The organism is Virgibacillus sp. NKC19-3 (assembly GCF_019837165.1).
GTDB lineage: Bacteria > Bacillota > Bacilli > Bacillales > Amphibacillaceae > Virgibacillus_L > Virgibacillus_L saliphilus.
This window is the reverse complement of the sequence record NZ_JAGYHC010000001.1, coordinates 70,503-89,569: the sequence shown is the minus strand read 5'-3', so window position 1 is coordinate 89,569 and position 19,067 is coordinate 70,503. Positions and strand designations below refer to the sequence as shown.

20 protein-coding genes and 1 pseudogene are annotated in these 19,067 nt (G+C 40.9%); 3 read left to right on the top strand and 18 right to left on the bottom strand.

The window, feature by feature from the left end; translation table 11 throughout:
- Positions 1-51: 51 nt before the first annotated feature.
- The 5 genes from KFZ56_RS00450 to metG form a co-directional block, all read right to left on the bottom strand.
- Positions 52-1,548, bottom strand: a complete 1,497-nt coding sequence (locus KFZ56_RS00450; protein WP_222639334.1) for a glycine betaine uptake BCCT transporter — start codon at positions 1,546-1,548, stop codon at positions 52-54.
- A gap of 332 nt (positions 1,549-1,880) precedes the next feature.
- Positions 1,881-2,765 carry a 16S rRNA (adenine(1518)-N(6)/adenine(1519)-N(6))-dimethyltransferase RsmA gene (gene rsmA, locus KFZ56_RS00445; protein ID WP_222639332.1) on the bottom strand — a complete coding sequence of 295 codons (885 nt, stop codon included), beginning with the start codon at positions 2,763-2,765 and terminating at the stop codon, positions 1,881-1,883.
- Positions 2,758-3,327: a ribonuclease M5 gene (rnmV, locus tag KFZ56_RS00440; RefSeq protein WP_222639330.1), complete on the bottom strand. Its 570-nt coding sequence runs from the start codon at positions 3,325-3,327 to the stop codon at positions 2,758-2,760. The genes rsmA and rnmV overlap by 8 nt, the downstream gene beginning before the upstream one ends.
- 231 nt (positions 3,328-3,558) lie before the next feature.
- A complete protein-coding gene (locus tag KFZ56_RS00435) occupies positions 3,559-4,332 on the bottom strand; it encodes a TatD family hydrolase (RefSeq protein ID WP_222639329.1) in 774 nt (257 codons plus the stop codon).
- Between the two features lie 183 nt (positions 4,333-4,515).
- The gene (gene metG / locus KFZ56_RS00430) at positions 4,516-6,468 is read right to left on the bottom strand and encodes a methionine--tRNA ligase (RefSeq protein ID WP_222639327.1); all 1,953 of its coding nucleotides are present in this window, start codon (positions 6,466-6,468) and stop codon (positions 4,516-4,518) included.
- Positions 6,469-6,716: 248 nt separating this feature from the next.
- On the opposite strand from metG, the gene abrB reads away from it, so the two are divergent.
- Positions 6,717-6,995 carry a transition state genes transcriptional regulator AbrB gene (gene abrB / locus KFZ56_RS00425; protein ID WP_222639325.1) on the top strand — a complete coding sequence of 93 codons (279 nt, stop codon included), beginning with the start codon at positions 6,717-6,719 and terminating at the stop codon, positions 6,993-6,995.
- A gap of 63 nt (positions 6,996-7,058) precedes the next feature.
- Positions 7,059-7,253 (top strand): hypothetical protein, encoded by a 195-nt coding sequence (locus KFZ56_RS00420; protein ID WP_222639323.1) that lies wholly within the window; start codon positions 7,059-7,061, stop codon positions 7,251-7,253.
- Positions 7,254-7,480: 227 nt separating this feature from the next.
- Here the strand turns inward: KFZ56_RS00420 and rsmI are convergent, their stop codons facing one another.
- From rsmI to KFZ56_RS00375, 9 genes and pseudogenes are all read right to left on the bottom strand, one after another.
- On the bottom strand, positions 7,481-8,362 hold the full coding sequence (gene rsmI, locus KFZ56_RS00415) for a 16S rRNA (cytidine(1402)-2'-O)-methyltransferase (RefSeq protein WP_222639321.1): 882 nt from the start codon (positions 8,360-8,362) through the stop codon (positions 7,481-7,483).
- On the bottom strand, positions 8,340-8,630 hold the full coding sequence (locus tag KFZ56_RS00410; RefSeq protein WP_222639319.1) for a GIY-YIG nuclease family protein: 291 nt from the start codon (positions 8,628-8,630) through the stop codon (positions 8,340-8,342). Before KFZ56_RS00410 ends, rsmI begins: the two co-directional genes overlap by 23 nt.
- Entirely contained in the window at positions 8,620-9,363 is a 744-nt protein-coding gene (locus tag KFZ56_RS00405; protein ID WP_222639317.1) for a tRNA1(Val) (adenine(37)-N6)-methyltransferase, read from the bottom strand. Before KFZ56_RS00405 ends, KFZ56_RS00410 begins: the two co-directional genes overlap by 11 nt.
- Positions 9,364-9,426: 63 nt before the next feature.
- Positions 9,427-9,777 carry a DNA replication initiation control protein YabA gene (gene yabA, locus KFZ56_RS00400; protein ID WP_222639315.1) on the bottom strand — a complete coding sequence of 117 codons (351 nt, stop codon included), beginning with the start codon at positions 9,775-9,777 and terminating at the stop codon, positions 9,427-9,429.
- Between the two features lie 27 nt (positions 9,778-9,804).
- Positions 9,805-10,617, bottom strand: coding sequence for a PSP1 domain-containing protein (locus KFZ56_RS00395; RefSeq protein WP_222639313.1), 813 nt, complete (start codon positions 10,615-10,617; stop codon positions 9,805-9,807).
- A 9-nt stretch (positions 10,618-10,626) separates the two neighbouring features.
- Positions 10,627-11,616 carry a DNA polymerase III subunit delta' gene (holB, locus tag KFZ56_RS00390; protein ID WP_222639311.1) on the bottom strand — a complete coding sequence of 330 codons (990 nt, stop codon included), beginning with the start codon at positions 11,614-11,616 and terminating at the stop codon, positions 10,627-10,629.
- A gap of 156 nt (positions 11,617-11,772) precedes the next feature.
- On the bottom strand, positions 11,773-12,102 hold the full coding sequence (gene darA / locus KFZ56_RS00385; RefSeq protein WP_222639309.1) for a cyclic di-AMP receptor DarA: 330 nt from the start codon (positions 12,100-12,102) through the stop codon (positions 11,773-11,775).
- Positions 12,071-12,752, bottom strand: a pseudogene (gene tmk, locus KFZ56_RS00380) (dTMP kinase). Before tmk ends, darA begins: the two are co-directional and overlap by 32 nt.
- 20 nt (positions 12,753-12,772) lie before the next feature.
- Complete coding sequence (locus tag KFZ56_RS00375) at positions 12,773-14,179, bottom strand: aminotransferase class I/II-fold pyridoxal phosphate-dependent enzyme (protein ID WP_222639305.1); 1,407 nt, start codon at positions 14,177-14,179, stop codon at positions 12,773-12,775.
- Between the two features lie 340 nt (positions 14,180-14,519).
- Between KFZ56_RS00375 and KFZ56_RS00370 the strand changes: the two genes are divergently transcribed.
- Entirely contained in the window at positions 14,520-15,878 is a 1,359-nt protein-coding gene (locus KFZ56_RS00370) for a sodium-dependent transporter (protein ID WP_222639303.1), read from the top strand.
- Between the two features lie 252 nt (positions 15,879-16,130).
- Here the strand turns inward: KFZ56_RS00370 and KFZ56_RS00365 are convergent, their stop codons facing one another.
- The 4 genes from KFZ56_RS00365 to KFZ56_RS00350 all read right to left on the bottom strand — a co-directional run bounded on the left by KFZ56_RS00365 (position 16,131) and on the right by KFZ56_RS00350 (position 18,666).
- Positions 16,131-16,829, bottom strand: a complete 699-nt coding sequence (locus KFZ56_RS00365; RefSeq protein ID WP_255584739.1) for a copper homeostasis protein CutC — start codon at positions 16,827-16,829, stop codon at positions 16,131-16,133.
- 156 nt (positions 16,830-16,985) lie between these two features.
- A complete protein-coding gene (locus KFZ56_RS00360) occupies positions 16,986-17,180 on the bottom strand; it encodes a sigma factor G inhibitor Gin (protein WP_222639301.1) in 195 nt (64 codons plus the stop codon).
- Positions 17,181-17,277: 97 nt separating this feature from the next.
- Complete coding sequence (locus KFZ56_RS00355; protein ID WP_222639299.1) at positions 17,278-17,541, bottom strand: pro-sigmaK processing inhibitor BofA family protein; 264 nt, start codon at positions 17,539-17,541, stop codon at positions 17,278-17,280.
- Between the two features lie 318 nt (positions 17,542-17,859).
- On the bottom strand, positions 17,860-18,666 hold the full coding sequence (locus KFZ56_RS00350) for an MFS transporter (protein WP_309228333.1): 807 nt from the start codon (positions 18,664-18,666) through the stop codon (positions 17,860-17,862).
- Positions 18,667-19,067: the final 401 nt, after the last annotated feature.

Genomic DNA, 19,067 nt, shown 5'->3' with positions numbered 1-19,067 from the left:
CACTTCTCTTATAGACTATGAGGGTAAATACCTATCCGTGCTTTTATTTCATTAGAAATGTTTTCTTTGTTTTTCTTGCTTCTTATCTTTCACCAATGCTTTATAAAACGAAAAAATCATAAGCAACATGATAAGTGAGAATGGAAGTGCTGCTGATATTAATGCGTTTTCAAGTGCTTGCAGTCCACCAGTATAAAGAAGTACAGCTGCAATCGCCGATTGAGCAATGCCCCACGTGAACTTAACTATTTGCGGTGGAGAAAGGGAACCATTTGTCGTTTGCATGCCCAGAACAAAAGTGGCGGAGTCCGCTGATGTTATAAAAAAGGTTGCGATTAGCAAAAGGGCAACAATGGATAGAACCATGCCCAGCGGCAATTGATCAAACGTGCCAAATAATGCCTGCTCATCCGGAAGTGCTGCAATATCTGAGCCATCTTTTTGTGCTTGAATGCCGGATATCCCGAATATTGCAAACCATAGGAAACTGATGACAGAAGGCACAATAAGGACGCCTAATACAAATTCCCGAATTGTACGCCCTTTGGATACACGCGCAATGAAGATACCGACAAATGGTGCCCAGGCAATCCACCATGCCCAGAAAAAGACCGTCCAGTCCAAAACCCATTGCTGCTCATCCGGATCATTCGGTGATAGACGAAGACTTTCAGCAGGTAATTGTTGAATATACGACCCGACTGCATCTGTAAGTGAATTCAGGATGTACAGTGTTGGCCCCAGAATTAGCGTTCCCAGGAATAAGATCCCGGCTAGACCCATATTGGCATTACTTAAGTATTTCATTCCTTTACTAAGACCAACATAAGAGGAAATCATGAATAAAACAGTTACGATTAAAATAATAACTAACTGCACCCAGAACGCATTATCAATATCTAGCAGGTACGTCAGGCCTCCATTGATCTGTGTAGCCCCAAAACCAAGGGTAGTAGCTACACCAACAACAGTCGCAAACACAGCAATGACATCAATCACCTTACCCCAGATGCCTTCCATTTTATCTCCAAAAATAGGTTCCAGTGTAGCGCTTATTAAACCGCGTTTCCCCTGACGGAATATAAAATAGGCGAGCACTAAACCAATAACCGCATAGATTGCCCATGCATGTATGCCATAGTGAAAAAATGTAACGCGCAACGCATCCTCTAAGGCCTTGCTTGTACCTGGATCTGCGGTAGGTGGTGTTTTTATATAATGGGAGACAGGCGAGGCTACACCGAAAAAGACAAGACCAATACCCATACCTGCACTAAATAGCATCGCAAACCATGAGGGATAACTGAATTCCGGTTTGTCATCCTGTTTTCCAAGCTTAATCTTCCCGTATTGACTGAAAACCAAATATAAACAAAACACGAGGAATAACGACACAATTAATAAATAATACCAACCAAAGTGAACAGATACAAAATCCATAATAGTACTTGAAATGTCTTCAAAAGCATCAGGGATCAGGGAGCCCACAATAGATAGGGCTACTATCATTGCCATTGTTACCCAAAAAACCACAGTTACCTTTTTCATGTTTATACCCTTTCTGAATTTCCTTTGGCTATAATGTATATGTAGGATACGTGGAAACCCAGTGTTAGTATTTGTAGAATTAGGTATTCTATTCAGAATGGAGGTCGTCTGGGCTGCAGGGATGGAAAACGTACGATGAAGGATTTGATGACCGCCATCTGCGAAAAAATGGCTATACGGTCATCATAAGCTCATGGTTACCGCTATCTACGGAAGATCATACGGTCATATGGAAGGTGGCTACATGACCGTAAAACTCTAAAAGTAGCTGAAGCGGGAATGTAGAGGGAGGGTAAACGAGTTAAAAGCTCACCATGAACTTCCATATGCATTCACCTAACACCCCCAGCATCATAAAACACATTCGCCAAAGCGGCGAATTCTTCTATATCCAAAGATTCTCCGCGTCTGGAACCATCTATATTGGCTATCTCAAGCAGCTCATTAATCGTTTCTTTATCATAGGTTTCTTTAAAAGAACGTATTAAATTATTGCGCAATGTTTTCCGTCGTTGACCGAAACAAGCTTGGACGAGATTAAAAAAATATGTTTCATTCTGAACATGAACAGGTGGCTCATCCCGAATAGTCAATCTAAGAACACTGGAGTCCACATTTGGTTGTGGCATGAATACGCTTTTAGGCACAGTCATCATCACTTCAGCATAGGTATAATACTGCATAGCAACGGTTAAGGACCCATAGCTTTTCGTATTCGGTTTTGCAGCCATTCGTTCAGCAACTTCCTTTTGAATCATCACCGTAAGCGTCAATATCGGTAATTGAGCCCTCAGTAATTTCATCAGAATGGGGGTTGTGATATAATAAGGGAGATTAGCGACAATATGAACAGGCTGGTCCGGCTCAAAATAACTACGAATCACTTCCCCTACATTCGCTTCCAAGATATCCTGATGCATGATTTGAACATTGTCATAGTCTTGAAGTGTCTTTTGTAAAATAGCCAACAAGCGCTGATCGATTTCAAATGCCACAACTTTATCCGCGTAAATTGCCAGTTGCTCGGTTAACGCTCCAATTCCAGGACCTACCTCAATGACGCCAGTTGCTTTGTCAATCCCCGCATGTTTAATCATATTTTCAAGAATATTCGCATCCACCAAAAAGTTTTGTCCCAAGCTTTTTTTGAATGCAAATGTATACTGGTTTAAAATCTCTTTCGTTCGGGTTGGCGTGGCTATATGCTTTTTATGCATCGTCATTTTCCTCCTGTTGCAGCTGTCTTACTGCATGCTCAAATTGCGCCTTTGAGATTTGAAATACGGTTAACCGTTTTAACAACTGTTTACCGTTAGTATGTCCGATTTGTAAGTGTTCACCAAGTCTATTTCGATACCTGCTTGCTTTAGGCCCACCGATCAGCCCGTGTTTCACCAGGTCTTCCTTTTTAATGTCACTCACACCCACATCACCCAGTTCGTATACATCTTCTAATGCTTGCTGAATAGATTCCTTCGATGCATGTTCAATGCCGAGACTTTTATTACCCGAACGCTTCGCCCTCGCAGTGTCCGGTGTTAAAAAAGCATGCTTACATCCAGGCACTGCCTGATCAATAATATGACGGATTCGCTCGCCGGGGTAATCCGGATCGGTGAAAATGATAATACCTCTTTTCTGTTTTGCATGTCTTATTTGTCTCAGAATCTCTTGATTAACCGCGGATCCATTCGTTTCAATGGTGTCTGCATCAACGGATTGCTGAATTTTTACTGTATCATCTTTTCCTTCAACAACAATCACTTCTTTGATTTTCAATGTTTTTCCTCTTTCCTCATCAAAATAATGCTCCTACCATCATAGCATGGCAAGAGCATTTATCCTACATTTAGTTCGGGGACAGGTCCCCGTCCCAATACCACGATTCAGCTTGCCATTGATACAGGTTTTTTGGCTATGGTGGTTGTCTCTTTTTTAAAAATAAACTGGAGATGGACTATTGGAGATCCATCTCCAGTTTATTTCACTTTTTTACATAAAGATCAACGTTCAAGATCGTTTAATTCCAAACAGGGTAAATGCATTTTCTGTCGTGATTTCACTGATCTCCTCGAACGCCATTTCTCTTAATTCTGCAATTTTTTCTGCTACCAGTTTCACATACGCAGGTTCGTTTCGCTTACCTCGATTTGGATGTGGTGCAAGGAATGGTGCGTCCGTTTCCACGAGTAATCGATCCAATGGGACACTGGCAGCGACTTCCTTAGGCATCGTCGCGTTTTTAAACGTTACCGGACCTCCAAGTGAAATATAGAAATTCATATCCAGACATGCCTGCACGTAATCGACAGCATCGTTGTAGCAATGCATGATTCCACCTACTTCCTTCGCATCCTCTTGTTGCAGGATTTCGATGATATCCGAGGTTGCTTCGCGGTTATGAATCGTAATCGGCATGTTCACTTTTTTAGCAAGGCGGATTTGCTTACGGAACACTTCCTTTTGTATAGCTTTCGGCGATTTATCCCAATGATAATCCAATCCCATTTCACCGATCGCCACTACTTTCGGATGTGCGGCTAATTCCTCGACCCAATCTAGATCTTCAGCCGTCATATCCACCGCATCAACCGGATGCCAGCCGACAGCTGCATAAATCGTCTCATTTTGCTCTGCGATTTCAATGGCTAAGGGAATCGTTTCCCTGTCAAAACCAACGACAACCATATAGCTGACACCTGCGTCAAATGCTCGCTGAATCACTGCATCACGATCTTCAAAAAACTGCCTCGCATTTAAATGGACATGTGTATCAAAAAGCATTTCATCACTTCCTTATAAGTGGAAAAGGCCGTCCTTTAAGGTGGCCTTTTCTTTGAGATTCCTTGCGTAAATTTGTTACTTTCACGTCGCCACGTATAGCTTTTATCAAAAGCAACAAATGACTTCGGCGGGACGAACCTTTGGTATAATCCCAATCTTTTCGAAAACAGGTTTACTAAAATACTATTTCACAATAGAGCCGTTGGCAAGCGATTGTTCCACAGAGGCTAGTGCGAGATTGCCGGATGCATCTTCACCACTGAGAACCATTCCTTCAGACAGTTTGCCCCGTAATTTCACCGGTTTTAAATTGGTTACACAAATTACTTTCTTTCCAACTAACGCTTCAGGTGTGTAATATTCTGCGATGCCAGAGATGACTTGACGCTTCTCGGTTCCGATATCAAGCTGTAATTGTAGTAACTTGTCGGCTTTTTTCATTTTTTCAGCTTGCAGGACTTCCGCTACACGCAAATCCAATTTCATGAAATCATCAATAGCAATTTGCTCTTTTTGCTCAGGGACTTCTTTCTGAGCCGATTCCTCTGACGTGTTTTGCATCATTGCTTTAATGGTTTCAACTTCCTTTTCCACATCCAGTCGCGGGAAGATGGGATCTCCTTTTTGGACACGGGTTCCTGCTTTCATTTGCCCATCTGCATATACACTATCCCATTCTTTGAGTGATTCATCGGTGACATTCAATTGCCTGAATATCTCCGCTGGCGATTCTGTTAAAAATGGCTGAAGCATAATGGACACTTTTCGAAGCGATTCCGCAAGATGGGCCATCACATTTCCAAGACGCTCCTGTTGACGTTCATCCTTTGCTAGAACCCACGGCTCTGTTTCATCAATGTATTTATTTGTACGACTGATGAACTGCCAGAGTGATGATAGCGCCACAGAGAACTGCATGTTTTCCAGTGCATCTTCCACTTTTGCAATTGTTTCTTTGGAGAATTGTTCCAGTTCCTTATCCACTACTGTTTCAGACGGATGATATGCAGGGATTTGACCGTCGAAATATTTTTCAATCATGGCCACCGTCCGATTTAACAAATTCCCAAGGTCATTTGCCAAGTCATAATTGGTACGCTCGACGAATCCTTCCGGGGTAAACACACCATCAGATCCAAATGGGACTTCTCGGAGTAAGTAATACCGCAGTGCATCCAGCCCGTACCGATCTATGAGTTTAACCGGGTCAACAACATTCCCTTTTGATTTGGACATTTTTCCGTCTTTCATTAGAATCCAGCCATGGGCGAATACCTTTTTCGGTAATGGCAGATCAAGTGCCATGAGCATGATTGGCCAATAAATGGTATGGAAACGAACAATTTCCTTACTCATTAAATGCACATCTGCCGGCCAGTATTTTTCAAATTTCTCCGGATTATCAGTGCCATATCCAAGGGCTGTAATATAATTACTGAGCGCATCAATCCACACGTAAATAACATGCTTCGGATCGCCGGGTACCTTAATCCCCCAGTCAAAGGTAGTCCGTGACACCGCCAAGTCCTCCAGACCTGGCTTAATAAAGTTATTCAGCATTTCATTCTTACGGCTTTCCGGTTGAATAAATTCAGGATTCTCATCATAAAACTGAACAAGCCTGTCCACATATTTACTCATTCGAAAGAAATAGGATTCCTCCTTAACCTTTTCAACAGGTTTGCCACAATCAGGACAATGCCCATTATCTAACTGACGCTCTGTGAAAAAGGCTTCATCTGATGTACAATACCAACCTTCGTATTCATCAAGATAAATGTCGCCTTGTTTCACGAGCTGATCAAAGATCTTTTGAACCACCTTTTTATGGCGTTCCTCGGTTGTTCGTATAAAATCATCATTGGATATTTTAAGTTTTTTCCACAGATCCTGAATACCACGAACAATCCCGTCTACATACGCTTGAGGTTTCATGTCGTTTTCTTCAGCTTTTCGTTGAATTTTCTGGCCATGTTCATCGGTTCCAGTCAAATACATGACATCATAGCCACGCATACGTTTATATCTCGCAATCACATCACCTGCGACGGTTGAATAAGCATGTCCAATATGCAAATTTCCGCTCGGATAATAAATCGGTGTTGTTATGTAGAACGTTTTCTCATTTTCGGCCATTCTTCTTACCTCCTAAACTCAGCTACCAATTTATATTTAAAACTATTTCCATTGTAGCGATTAAATCACTATTTGCCAAATCCTGAGCAAAATTCCCTATAAAATGAATTGACACAAAAAGGAATTATTGGTAAACTATTGACAATGTCGAAATATGAGGATTTTTTTAACAATTACCATTTAATAGGAACAAATGCGTGTAGTATTCTTACTGCAGCATTTTCCAACCTTCAAAGGGGAGAAAAAGCATGAAATCTACTGGAATTGTACGAAAGGTCGATGAACTTGGGCGTGTCGTTATACCAATTGAATTACGTCGCACACTTGACATTCATGAGAAAGACGCAATGGAGATTTATGTCGATAATGATGATATTGTGTTAAAAAAATACAAACCAAGTATGACATGCCAAATTACCGGGGAAACATCTGACGAAAACCTATCATTTGCAAATGGAAAACTTGTACTCAGCCCTGAAGGAGCAGAAGAATTAATTGAAGAGATTCGAGAACGGTTGGATAAATGAGGGACAAGGGGACAGGAACCTTGTCCCTCTTGTTTGTCGACGCGCAGTGGGAACATCATCATAATGGATAATAAGGTACTCTTACCGGATAATAAATCTGTCATGCGGGGACTGTTAATGATCGATGCAATTATATTGATTGAACCTATTTGTGTTGGTAAAAGTGCAGTGGGAAAGGCAATTGCCGATAAGATAGGGGAGGGCCTCAGCGGCCGACGGATGTTTTTTGGATTGATTATTATAGGGAAATTAGTTTAGCAAGATGAAATATACCAAACCGATGGCTATAAGGCGATGTATACGTATTTTAGCAAAACATATTATTTATCCGAAAGGAAAATCTATAGACGATATTGCTGAAGAAATACTAACAATAGCGACTTAATAATTATAGCAGTGGTATGGTCACTGTATATGAAAAGAAGCATCTTAACAGGAGATCTCATGTTTAATTTAAATGGATAACTGGGACAAGGAACCTGTCCCTATGTCCCAACATGGAAGATCCGATAAACGTCTCGCTTGGGCATTTTCCTATCTACCGAAGTTTGCTTTATTGCTTCTTTACTGGACAAGTGTTGCTCTTCTATGTAGTAATTCACGTGCTCCATCACCGACAAATGGCTCCACCACAGTGCATTATCATGCTCGTGTAGCTCCGTTGAAGATTCGCCTTCAACAACGATACAGCATTCTCCCTTCCATTCATTTTCTGCCATCCAGGAAACAAGTTCTTCCATGGATCCACGTACATATTCTTCAAACCGTTTCGTTAGTTCACGCGCGATCGTAACTTGACGATTACCCAGCTGCTCATACATCACATGTAATGTATCCTTCAGACGATAAGGAGATTCATAAAACAACAGCGTTGCCGAGATTGGTTTCAAACGTTGTAATACGTCTGCTTTATCTTTCTTTTTTCGTGGCAAAAATCCGTAAAAGTAAAACTCCTCAGGTGGCAGTCCGGATCCAACTAACGCACATAGCGCCGCATTTGCCCCTGGCAAGACAACGACAGCCTCCCCCCTGCTTATTGCAGCTTGCACTAGTTCATATCCCGGATCAGAGATAGCCGGCATGCCCGCATCACTGACAATAGCGATCGATTCCCCATTTTCGATTACTTGCAATAACTGCTCCTCACGCGCTTGCTTATTATGCTCATGGTAGCTAATCAAGGATGTAGCGATGTCAAAATGATGAAGTAGGTTTTTCGTATTTCTTGTATCCTCTGCAGCAATGATTGATACAGTTTCCAATATTTTTAGGGCACGATATGTAATATCCTCCAAATTCCCAATTGGTGTCGGAACAACATAAACAACTCCCTTGGCCTCTGGATCAAAGCTCTTCTGTATGTTCACTCTGCATCACTTCTTTCAGCTTGTCCCGAATCAATTCGAATTTTTCTTTTCGAGAAAGTTGTTTGATCTGATATTCCCTTTGCAACGCTTCTTCCTTGCTTGAAAACTTCTCCACAAAGACAACTTGAAAAGGACCACGCCCCCGCGTATATTTGGCACCTTTTCCTTCTGTGTGCTTGTTCAATCGACTTTCTAAATCATTCGTATACCCCGTGTACAGCGAACCATCGCTACATTTAAGTATATATACCGTATGTTCATCTGTCATAAATAATATCCTCCGCTTCTTCTGTGTAAGTTCCATCCGCCTTGTAAATGATTAGCGGAGATAATATTTTCAAATCTGCTTTTCCGTCACGAATGCCTTCTACCAATAACATATTAGCATCTTTACCTTCCTTGGGGTAAATAAATCGCAGGCGTTTGGGCTCTAGTTTATATTTCCGAAAAAGCGCAATAATATCAACCAACCTTCCCGGCCGGTGCACCATAGCAACCTTTCCGCCAGGCCGAACATGCAATTTACAAGCTTTCACGACATCTTCCAAGGTAGCAAAAACTTCATGTCTGGCAACTGTCAGATACGAGTTATGATTAAGCTCCGTATCATTTGGGGTACGGAAATAGGGTGGGTTGCATGTGACCACATCGAAACTACTTTGTCCTAAGACTGGCTGCAACTCCTTTAAATTCCCTTGAATCATTGTTAATTGCTCGGTTAACTCATTCATGCGTACATTTCTTTCCGCCATGCTAAATATTCGTTCTTGAATTTCAACACCTGTTATGTGCGCGTTGGTCCGTTTCGTCAGTAACAGCGGTATAATACCGTTGCCCGTACACAGATCTAAAATCTTCCCACGTTTCATCGGAACTTTAGCAAAATAGGCAAGCAACACGGCATCAAGCGAGAAGGAAAAGGCAGTCGGACTCTGAATGATCTTCATGCTTTCATCTGCCAATGCATAATCAAGTCGTTCATCATCATATAGCTGTACCATTGTCTAATCCTTTCTATCTATGTAGAAAAGCTGCCCTGAATTTGAGGACAGCTGTCATATATATTATTTGGTTCTGTTAAATAAATCAAGACAGAATATGCAATCCGCATTTTGCCTTGGACTACCAAATTCCAGATTGCAGATATGAAAGCCTTCTTCATACAACCTGGCCAAATTATCATAACCTTCGCCAGGAATTGTCTTAGACGAACTCTGTTCACTAGAGTCTCCCTCTTCGGCGTCTTCCCCGGGATGATCCAAATGTCTTCGCAAATTATGGTTTTCCATAGCAAGTCGATGATTTTCTTCCAATAAATTACTTAATTTTCCCTTCAAATCACCAAGTTGCTCATATAATTCCCCAATTCGCTGTTCCATATCCGATACTTGGTCAAATATTTGTCTATTATTCACGCCTCATCACTCCGTTATTCTGTGACCCTAAGCTAAAATGCCTTCCTCGATTAGCTCATCTAATGTATACTCAACTTGGCGTTCTTTTTCCGGGATATCGATTTGTACAAGCCGTTCAAGAATGTTTAACCCCGCTACTTTCCCATTACCGAACGGCGTTTGAATAGCCTGCCCAATATCCGGTAATTCGCGCTTCGCTGTTTCATATTCATCATTTTCGTATTTCAAGCAACACATCAAGCGACCACATAACCCAGAGATTTTTGCCGGGTTTAGGGAAAGGTTTTGATCTTTTGCCATTTTAATAGATACAGGCTCAAAATCTCCCAGGAACGTGGAACAGCATAGCATCCTACCACATGGGCCAATCCCGCCAAGCATTTTCGCCTCATCACGAACTCCGATTTGTCTAAGCTCGATGCGTGTTTTAAACATGGCAGCTAGGTCTTTTACCAGGTTACGGAAGTCCACTCTTCCATCCGATGTGAAATAGAAAATAATTTTATTACGATCAAATGTATATTCTGCTTCTACTAGATTCATATCCAGACTATGTTCTTTAATTTTTTCTGAACCGGTTTGGAAGGCTTTAGCCGCGTATTCCTGATTTTCCGCAACCATATGTTTATCTTTCTCATTCGCCTTGCGAATCACTTTCTTTAAAGGAAGAACAACATCTTCCTCATCGACTTGCCTGTCGCTAATAACAACTTTTCCAAATTCGATACCGCGAACCGTCTCCACAACAACATAGTCATCTGCGGAAAGCTCTTCTGTACCTGGATCAAAATAATATATTTTACCCGCTTTTTTGAAACGGACGCCAATCACATCAATCATTGCGATATATCACCTCTGTATATGAAGTGTAAGCTGTTCAATCACTAATGTCGGATGAACATTCTGCTTCACGTTTCGTTTCGCCTGCAAAATCGCATTTAAAACTGTTACCAATTTCTCCTGTGGGAAAGTCATTGCTGCGTTTTCAAGTGTTTCGTTTTGCGGCGTAAAAAAAACCATGGAATCTTCATTGCCAATATGATAATAAAGAATATCTTTAAATGCCAGAAGTAATAAATCCAATCCTTGCTCTAGTTCATTTCTTTCTACGAAGTGGTTCACCCAAGATTTATGAATAAACAGAAATACATCTTCAGGATTATTTAAATAGACTCCTATTAATTGTACCACTAACTTTCTTGCTGTGGCAAACCATGCATTATCATCCCAGGCAAATGCATCATCCAAATTATTGGTTAATGCACTCATTAAAACGGCATTTTCCCTCGTCATTCCTTCTTCCATTAAACGATCTTGGAAGGAGGCCGGATCCAGCGGCTTAAGGTCGATTACCTGACAACGGGATTTGATCGTTGGGATAATCCATTGACTACTTTCCGTCAACATAATCGCCGTGGTCTGCCTACTGGGTTCTTCTAAAAACTTCAGAATACGGTTTGCGGCATTATCTGTTAACGTATCAGCACCTTTGATCACATACACCTTCTTATTGGATTCAAGGCCTGAATACGTAAACTCATGCTGCAAGTCTCTAATCTGTTCTATTTTAATCGACTGCCCGTCCGGCTCCAACCAATGTACATCGGGATGGTTACCGGAAGCAATACGCTTACATGCATGACATTCGTGGCAGGGTTCAATTCCCGTTTTATTCTCACAAAATAAATCCTTTGCGAGCAGTAAAGCAATATCTACTTTCCCTGTGCCACGTGCTCCTTGGAGTAAATACGCATGAGAAATACGGCCTTTTCTTATACTGTTTGTAATGATTTTGCCTGCCAGAGGCTGTACCTGAGTAACTTCAGACCATGTTTTCATAAGTAACCTTCCATTTCTCATGTATATATTAATCAATAGTCCCTTGGTCTCGCCTATGAGACCAAGGACATCTACCGTCTTTTTTCCTCATTCATCATTTCCTTAGTTAACTCCAGAAGTTTCGCGTCTATTTCCTTAGCGACCGTTGACTTATTTCTAAAATTGATAAAATGATTCAATTGGCAGAATGAATACAGTTGCTCCGCCAACCTCTACTTTAACCGGTCTTGGGATATAGGAATCCGCATTACCGCCCATTGGTGAAATTGGTGCAACCATTTGTTCACGGTGTGAGCAATTATCTCGAATAACATCTAATGCTTCATCGACATAGTCATCACTACACCCGATCATAAGCGTTGTGTTACCTTCCTTTAGAAATCCGCCCGTTGTTGCAAGCTTCGTTATTTGGAATTTCTCTTCTCCTAAAGCATCGGTCAGACGGTTGGAATCCTTATCTTGAATAACTGCAATAATCAGCTTCACGCGAAACACCTCCTTTACTTTCATTGTTGTAGATAAGCAAGAACACGATCTGTAGCCTCTTTTTCAACAACTTCCATTGTTTTCTCAGCATTGATCATTTGCATACGGTCTGCAAATCGCTCCAGAAGGATATGATAGGCTTCATATACCTTTTCATGAAAATGCAGGTTTTCCAAGTCCAAACGATTTCTTTCTCTATTCTTATTCGCTTCGATGCGTGCTAATCCCTTTTTTGGATCAATATCAAAAAATAATGTTACATCCGGCATCGCATCCTGGATGGCAAATTGATTGATGGCAAAGACTTCATCCATTCCTAAACCACGCGCATAGCCCTGATAAGCGAGGCTACTATCAACAAAACGATCACATAAGACAATTTTCCCCTGGCCTAGTGCCGGCAACACCTTCTCAACAAGATGTTGCCTTCGAGCTGCCGCATATAGCAAGGCTTCCGTTCGTGCTTCTATCTTTGTATCCGTTGTATCCAGCACAATGTTTCGTATTTGTTCTGCGATTTCGATACCACCTGGCTCACGTGTTGCAAGCACATCATATCCCAGGTTCTGTAATTTATGATTTAAAGAGTGGAGGACCGATGTCTTACCAGCACCTTCACCACCTTCAAATGTTATAAAATATCCACTCACGCCTCTTATCTCCTTCTCATTTACGTATAGACCCTGATGCTTAAATCCTTTTGTTGAATATTGACCCCCCGTTCAATCAGGTTTTCAATTATTTTAATATGCGGTCTCGTAATTTGTTCCCCTTTTAAAATAACAGGTATTCCCGGCGGATATGGGATTACTGCCTCTGCTGCTATATGTCCGATTCCCTCATGCAAAGAAACCTGTTTATACGGTGATTGATTCATTTCCTGATAAGACAAAGCCAATTCCTGAATGTCTTGCGTGATAAGCTTTGTTATCTCTATTGTAGCATGATTATCCAGATTTTTTAATTGATCGCCCACGCTTTTTACCGCATTTTTTAATGGATAGACGTTTGCAAATGGGGTAAGACCATGGATAAATAAAATCTGATTATGGGTAACAAGCTCGGGATAGATGTTTCGTCTTTCAAAAAGATATGCTATATCTTTTGCAGCAATGCCGCTTTTCATGTGTAATGTTATTTTTAGTGGATCATCTGTTGGGAGTATTTCCCAGTTGTCAGGTGCGTGCAAGATCTCCCTTACCGTAGAAGCACTATGCGTAATGTTATATACATCCTCTGCTTCCATGGTTGCCAGAAACATGCGTGCAATATCCAATGATGCCAGTAATGGATAAGAAGGACTACTCGACTGGATCATCTGCAGAAATCGCGCCATCCGCTCCTTTGAAACGAGCTCGGATTTCATATGTAAAAATGAAGCCATTGTCATCGCAGGTGCCATCTTGTGTGCGGATTGGACGACCACATCTGCCCCTAGATTCAACGCTGAAGGCGGGAAGGGGCTACCGAGGGAAAAATGAACCCCATGCGCCTCGTCCATAAGTACAGGCATATCGTATGTATGTACTTCGTCTATCATCTGTTTTATGGCATATGTTTTCCCGAAATAGTCTGGATAAGTGAGCACCACCGCTTTTGCATCCAGATGCTGGTGAAGCGCTTTTCTTAAGGTATTCAGACTCGGATTGGTATAACGGTCTACTGCATGGTCATATTCCGGTGCTATAAATACGGGTCTCACGCCACTTAACTCCAGCCCATTCATCACCGATTTATGACTGTTTCGCTGCACAATTACCTTATCGCCAGCAGAACATGTCGCCAAAATCATCGCCAAATTGCCGGCAGTACTTCCACCAACAAGAAAGAATGTATGATCAGCCTGGAAAAAATCCGCTGCCATGCTCTCCGCTTCGGCAATTGCCTCTGTAGGGGCATGTAGATCATCCAGGCCAGGAAGTTCCGTCATATCCAGCTTTAAAATGGAATCGAAAAATTCTCGTGCATTGGCAGGAAATAAAAGGCCATTTTTATGTCCGGGAACATGGAAAGAGATAGGCCCAGAATTATGAAAATGTGCTAAGGTTTGAAATAGAGGGGTGTGGCGATGGTTCATTTGTGTATCTCTCCATTTTTAAGTTTTATTTGAATGTAGCAGTGAATGAATGGAGGTTAATGCTAGTTATAGAAGATAAATTAATAGCATCGTTATAGAATATATATGCTTTTATTTAAACGTATGTATTTCTTTAAATACATATTATATCATCACTATCTATCAAAGCAAAAGGCGCAACATCGTTTTATGCCATACTTTCAATTTTCCTAGAACACTTAAGCAAGCTAGTCCATTATACCCGCGTTAAAAATACCTTATAAAATTTTATCTATCTTTTGACATTACTAAAAATATTATTTATAATTTTAAGAAATATTATAAAGGGAGGTCTTTTTTTATGCAGGGTAGAGAACAATGGGCAACACGGTTTGGATTTATGCTTGCAGCCGTTGGTTCAGCAGTTGGACTGGGTAATATCTGGCGCTTTCCCTATATTACAGGAGAACTAGGCGGCGGATCGTTTTTATTAGTATATCTTATTTGCGTGCTCATCATTGGTTTACCGACAATGATTGCGGAATTCTCCATTGGTAAACGCGGACAGCTTGATGCAGTTGGATCGTTTCAAAAAACAGCAAAGTCTAAACCATGGGTCATTGGTGGCTGGCTTGGTGTTATTACTTCATTTTTAATTGTGTCTTTTTATGCCGTCATTACCGGTTGGGTCTTATATTATATGTTTGGTTACATAACCGGCGCAGTTCAACAGGTAGAACCTGGGGGAATCGGGGAGTTCTTCGAAGGGTTTATCGGCCATGATTTCCTTCCGGTCATTTGGCAAATCGTCATCATGGCTATCATTGTCAGTATCCTATATTTTGGCGTAAAGAAAGGGATCGAGCTTTCTAATAAAATCTTTATGCCTTTACTCGCTCTGATTCTTATCATATTAGCGGGGTACAGTTTATCTCTGGATGGTGCTGCCGAAGGATTATCGTTTTTGTTTATTCCGGATTGGAGTGCACTGACGGACCCAAATTTATACCTGGCAGCTATTGGGCAGGCCTTCTTTACCTTATCTCTTGGTATGGGCATTATGGTCACCTATGGCGGTTACTTGTCGAATCAAACAGGGAATCGTCTGCCGGGTACCGCAGCGAGTGTTGTTCTTCTTGATACACTCTTTGCAATTGTTGTAGGCGTTATCATCTTTATTGCTATGTTCACAATCGGTGGAATTGAACCGGATCAAGGACCAACTTTGATCTTCGCGGTGTTACCTGAAGTATTTAATCAAATGGCTGGAGGAGGAAGCTTCTTCGCAATCCTATTTTTCTTCCTTGTCTTTATCGCCGGTCTATCTTCTGCAATATCCCTGTCGGAAGTCAGTGTTTCCTTTGCGATTCGTCAATTTAACATGAGTCGGAAGAAAGCAGCGCTTATTGTAGGAGCACTTATTACATTAGTTGGTGTTCCATCGGCATTAAGCCAGGGTGGCCCACTCGGTGATGTTTTGATTTTTGGTGAAACGATTCTTGATTTTGTCGACATATTAACGGACAGCTACCTCCTACCGATTGGCGGTTTAATTGTTGTTCTCTTTGTCGGTTGGGGCTGGAACCGTAGAGAAGTGTTTGAAACCGCAGATTTTAAAAATCAGTGGATTGGAAATCTATGGCTGATTCTACTCCGCTTCGTAGCACCAATCATGATCATTATTATTTTACTCGCCAACTATTTAGGAATTGGCGTATAGGGACATGGGGCTGGGACAAAAGTGTTTTTAACAAATAAATTCCGAACATACATCGCTTCGGAAATATACTTCGCTTTCCGCGGGCGGCTGGTGAGCCCCCTTGTGCTATCGCACTTCGGTGTCTCACCTATGCCTTCCCTCCCGCTGGAGTCTCCACATATTTCCTACGCTAAGTTTGATAATGTTCGTCTTTTTAATGAAACACGTTTGTTTTGTCCCAGCCCCGTCTTTTTTAACAAGCGCTCGGTTAACCTAAATCAATATCTTGCTAATGGCATTCATTTTTTCCGGGTCAAACATATTGGCAAATGAATGATGCATTCGTACAGCCTTCCCAAAATGATATTGCTTGGCACCGACGATTTGATGAACCGATTTTATGTTATCCAATGAGAGTCCCCCTCCCGGTAATATCTCAGGTCCCTCGGTATTTCTCGCAAGTTTTACCAGTTCATGAAGGGCCTTCATGCCAGCTTGTGCATTTGGTGCACCGCCAGAAGTCAATATGCGTTTCACATGATCAGAATAACGCATCAGCGTTCTGTAGGCAGCTTTTTGATCCGTAATTTCATCAAATGCCCGGTGGAACGTCATATCCATTTCCGGTGCAAGGGCAATCACCTCTTTTAACTTATATTCATCGACTGTGCCATCTTCACTAAGCGCCCCAAAAACAATCCCTGTCCCACCTAGCTCGAGGACAGCCTTGATATCGTCTTGCATCATAGCAAAATCATTTTTATCATACGAAAAATGCTTGCTGTGTGGGCGAATCATAACTTGTACAGGTATAGAAACACTGGGAAGGACTTGTTTTATCGTGCCATAACTTGGTGTCAAACCTCCCTCACTAATAGCGGATACCAATTCAAGCCGATCCGCGCCCAATTTTTCCGCTTGAATGGCTTCTGTTTGATTTTGTACAATCACCTCTACGATGATCAGAATCATTCCCTTCCTTATAGCTTCCATTTATCTTAGTATATCAAAGTTTCGCACTAATTTCTCTTTGCGGCAGATCAACAAACAAATTTTACGAAAGCATGATCTGTCAATGATGAAGTCTTCCCATAAAAAAAAGCCTTTGACGCGCAAAGACTTTCCAATCTATGAATATAATTTCGGTTTGTTTACATTTTTTAATTTTCTTAAATAGTAGTTATACTTCTCTTCCCTAGGTTCAGTATGAATCATATTATACTCACATTCACTGCAAATGAACATGGTGTATAAATGAATCCCCTTCACTTTTTCTTCCTCACAAATACCACAGCGCTCCAAGAAATTCGTTTGTTTTATCATGTTTCCACCTCCGTTAGAAATTAGTCTCTCCCAATCTAACGGATTTTATACAAGGAAACTTTGAAACTTTTATTTTTTTATTTTGATTTAGCTTGCTTCAAATTAGAAACAAATGAATCGCCGTCAGTGAGACAAGTCCAAATATCCCTAGGAATCCGGAGACCATCACGGTAAACAGATTAATAGGGATATGCAATCCAATAGCTCCACCAAATACATTTAAGAAAAATAAAAACAAAATGCCAATACCCAGTTTCACGGCGCCTTGTCCGATGAGACGCATCGGCTTAATTGGGGCACCAACAATCAATAGTAAAACAATTAATGCAATCATAATGGAAATAACAACTGTAGAACTCATAGCCAATCAACCCCTTTTCCTTGTCCCCTTATTAGTATATATGATGGAAGGGCAGGAAAAAGAACTGAAAATAGTTTCTCTAATCCAACTCCCGCACCCTTTTATTACCTAACCCAAGCAGAGAAACAGCGATAATACTCCCCCCAGCTAAAGCCAATGACGTCACAGTTCTCAGATTTTCAATCAAATAGCTGAATAAACTATAAGCACCGGAAAGAGGATTAGGCCGCCAAACATATGAAAGCTTGTGACGCGTCCCAGCCACCTGTTAATCCACTAACCCCTGAACAGCACTATCCCGAATGATAATGAAAGCTGTTAAACTAATGCCAATTGCGCTAATAGAATAAAGGATAAAAGAAAAGTAGGTTGTAATGATAAAAGTAAGGCACATACATCAGATAATACCAAAAAAGCATAATAAAGAATACCACGATGGGATAACCGTTCTAAACGTCCAATAATCGATGCACATAATAGTGCTCCTATCGCCATCGCAGCTAAAAACCAGCCATATGTTTCCACCCCGCTATACGTGGTCTCTGCATAAACAGGTAAAATAATAACATCAAAAGAAGCAATTCCAATATTTGATAAGGATGCAATTAAAATACTCGCTCCCAGCCATGCTTGCTCTCGAATCGTATTCCAGCCTTCTTTGAAATCTGCCCAACAGGCGTTTGCTGATTTCGGTTCATCCGTCTTAATTTTATGTTTTGATTTTACAGATACGAAAAATAAAGCAGATAATAAAAATGTTACCGTATTATTATATGCAATGTATAGTCCAATAACAGCAACGAGTGCGCCGCTAACTACAGGACCAATCATCTCACTTAATTGTTGTGAAATAGATCGCAGCGAATTAGCCGAGATGAGCTGATCTTTTCTAACAATCTGAGGAAGAATTCCGCGAACAGCCGGGCGATAAAAAGTAGAAATAAAACCCATTAAGACCGTTAACATATAAATATGTGATAGTTCCAACATATCCGTGATGATGAGCAATGAAACCACAAGTACTGCTCCTCCACGAATGATATCGCATACAATAGGAACAGTTCGCTTCGACCATCGATCAACAGAAAAATAATCTGAGGGAGAATAAGGAAGATATAGGCCAATCCAAATTCAATAGTGCGCTTATGAGATTTGGTGAATTGGACATCATGTTAGGGACACCTCACATCAGAAAGGAGTAAGCGTATACAATGGAAGAAATCATATAGATGTTTTCATTTTCTATAAAGGGCAGCCAACTAATTTTATAACTCTTAAGTTTCAAAATTACTACCTACCAGTATGATAAGTACTAAAAGTAACAAAAAACCTATACCTACAACAATACTTACTATACCAATCGATATAGATAGCTTTCCCGAATCTTTGAATAAACCAATTATCCCAAAAATCATGCCTGTCATGGATGCTAAAATCATTACAATAAAAATTGAGAATGAGGTATAACTGTATTCCTGATCATTTGATCAAAAGAAAAATATAATATCTAGGATTAAAGCGATAGC

Bases quoted from the DNA above. Each gene is read 5' to 3' on its own strand.
- KFZ56_RS00410 (WP_222639319.1), bottom strand. From the start codon at position 8,630: ATGACAGATGAACATACGGTATATATACTTAAATGTAGCGATGGTTCG.
- rsmA (WP_222639332.1), bottom strand. From the start codon at position 2,765: ATGCATAAAAAGCATATAGCCACGCCAACCCGAACGAAAGAGATTTTA.
- KFZ56_RS00370 (WP_222639303.1), top strand. From the start codon at position 14,520: ATGCAGGGTAGAGAACAATGGGCAACACGGTTTGGATTTATGCTTGCA.
- KFZ56_RS00395 (WP_222639313.1), bottom strand. From the start codon at position 10,617: ATGATTGATGTGATTGGCGTCCGTTTCAAAAAAGCGGGTAAAATATAT.
- KFZ56_RS00375 (WP_222639305.1), bottom strand. From the start codon at position 14,179: ATGAACCATCGCCACACCCCTCTATTTCAAACCTTAGCACATTTTCAT.
- abrB (WP_222639325.1), top strand. From the start codon at position 6,717: ATGAAATCTACTGGAATTGTACGAAAGGTCGATGAACTTGGGCGTGTC.
- KFZ56_RS00405 (WP_222639317.1), bottom strand. From the start codon at position 9,363: ATGGTACAGCTATATGATGATGAACGACTTGATTATGCATTGGCAGAT.
- KFZ56_RS00435 (WP_222639329.1), bottom strand. From the start codon at position 4,332: ATGCTTTTTGATACACATGTCCATTTAAATGCGAGGCAGTTTTTTGAA.
- KFZ56_RS00420 (WP_222639323.1), top strand. From the start codon at position 7,059: ATGGATAATAAGGTACTCTTACCGGATAATAAATCTGTCATGCGGGGA.
- KFZ56_RS00365 (WP_255584739.1), bottom strand. From the start codon at position 16,829: ATGATTCTGATCATCGTAGAGGTGATTGTACAAAATCAAACAGAAGCC.
- KFZ56_RS00360 (WP_222639301.1), bottom strand. From the start codon at position 17,180: ATGATAAAACAAACGAATTTCTTGGAGCGCTGTGGTATTTGTGAGGAA.
- holB (WP_222639311.1), bottom strand. From the start codon at position 11,616: ATGAAAACATGGTCTGAAGTTACTCAGGTACAGCCTCTGGCAGGCAAA.
- KFZ56_RS00355 (WP_222639299.1), bottom strand. From the start codon at position 17,541: ATGAGTTCTACAGTTGTTATTTCCATTATGATTGCATTAATTGTTTTA.
- KFZ56_RS00450 (WP_222639334.1), bottom strand. From the start codon at position 1,548: ATGAAAAAGGTAACTGTGGTTTTTTGGGTAACAATGGCAATGATAGTA.
- metG (WP_222639327.1), bottom strand. From the start codon at position 6,468: ATGGCCGAAAATGAGAAAACGTTCTACATAACAACACCGATTTATTAT.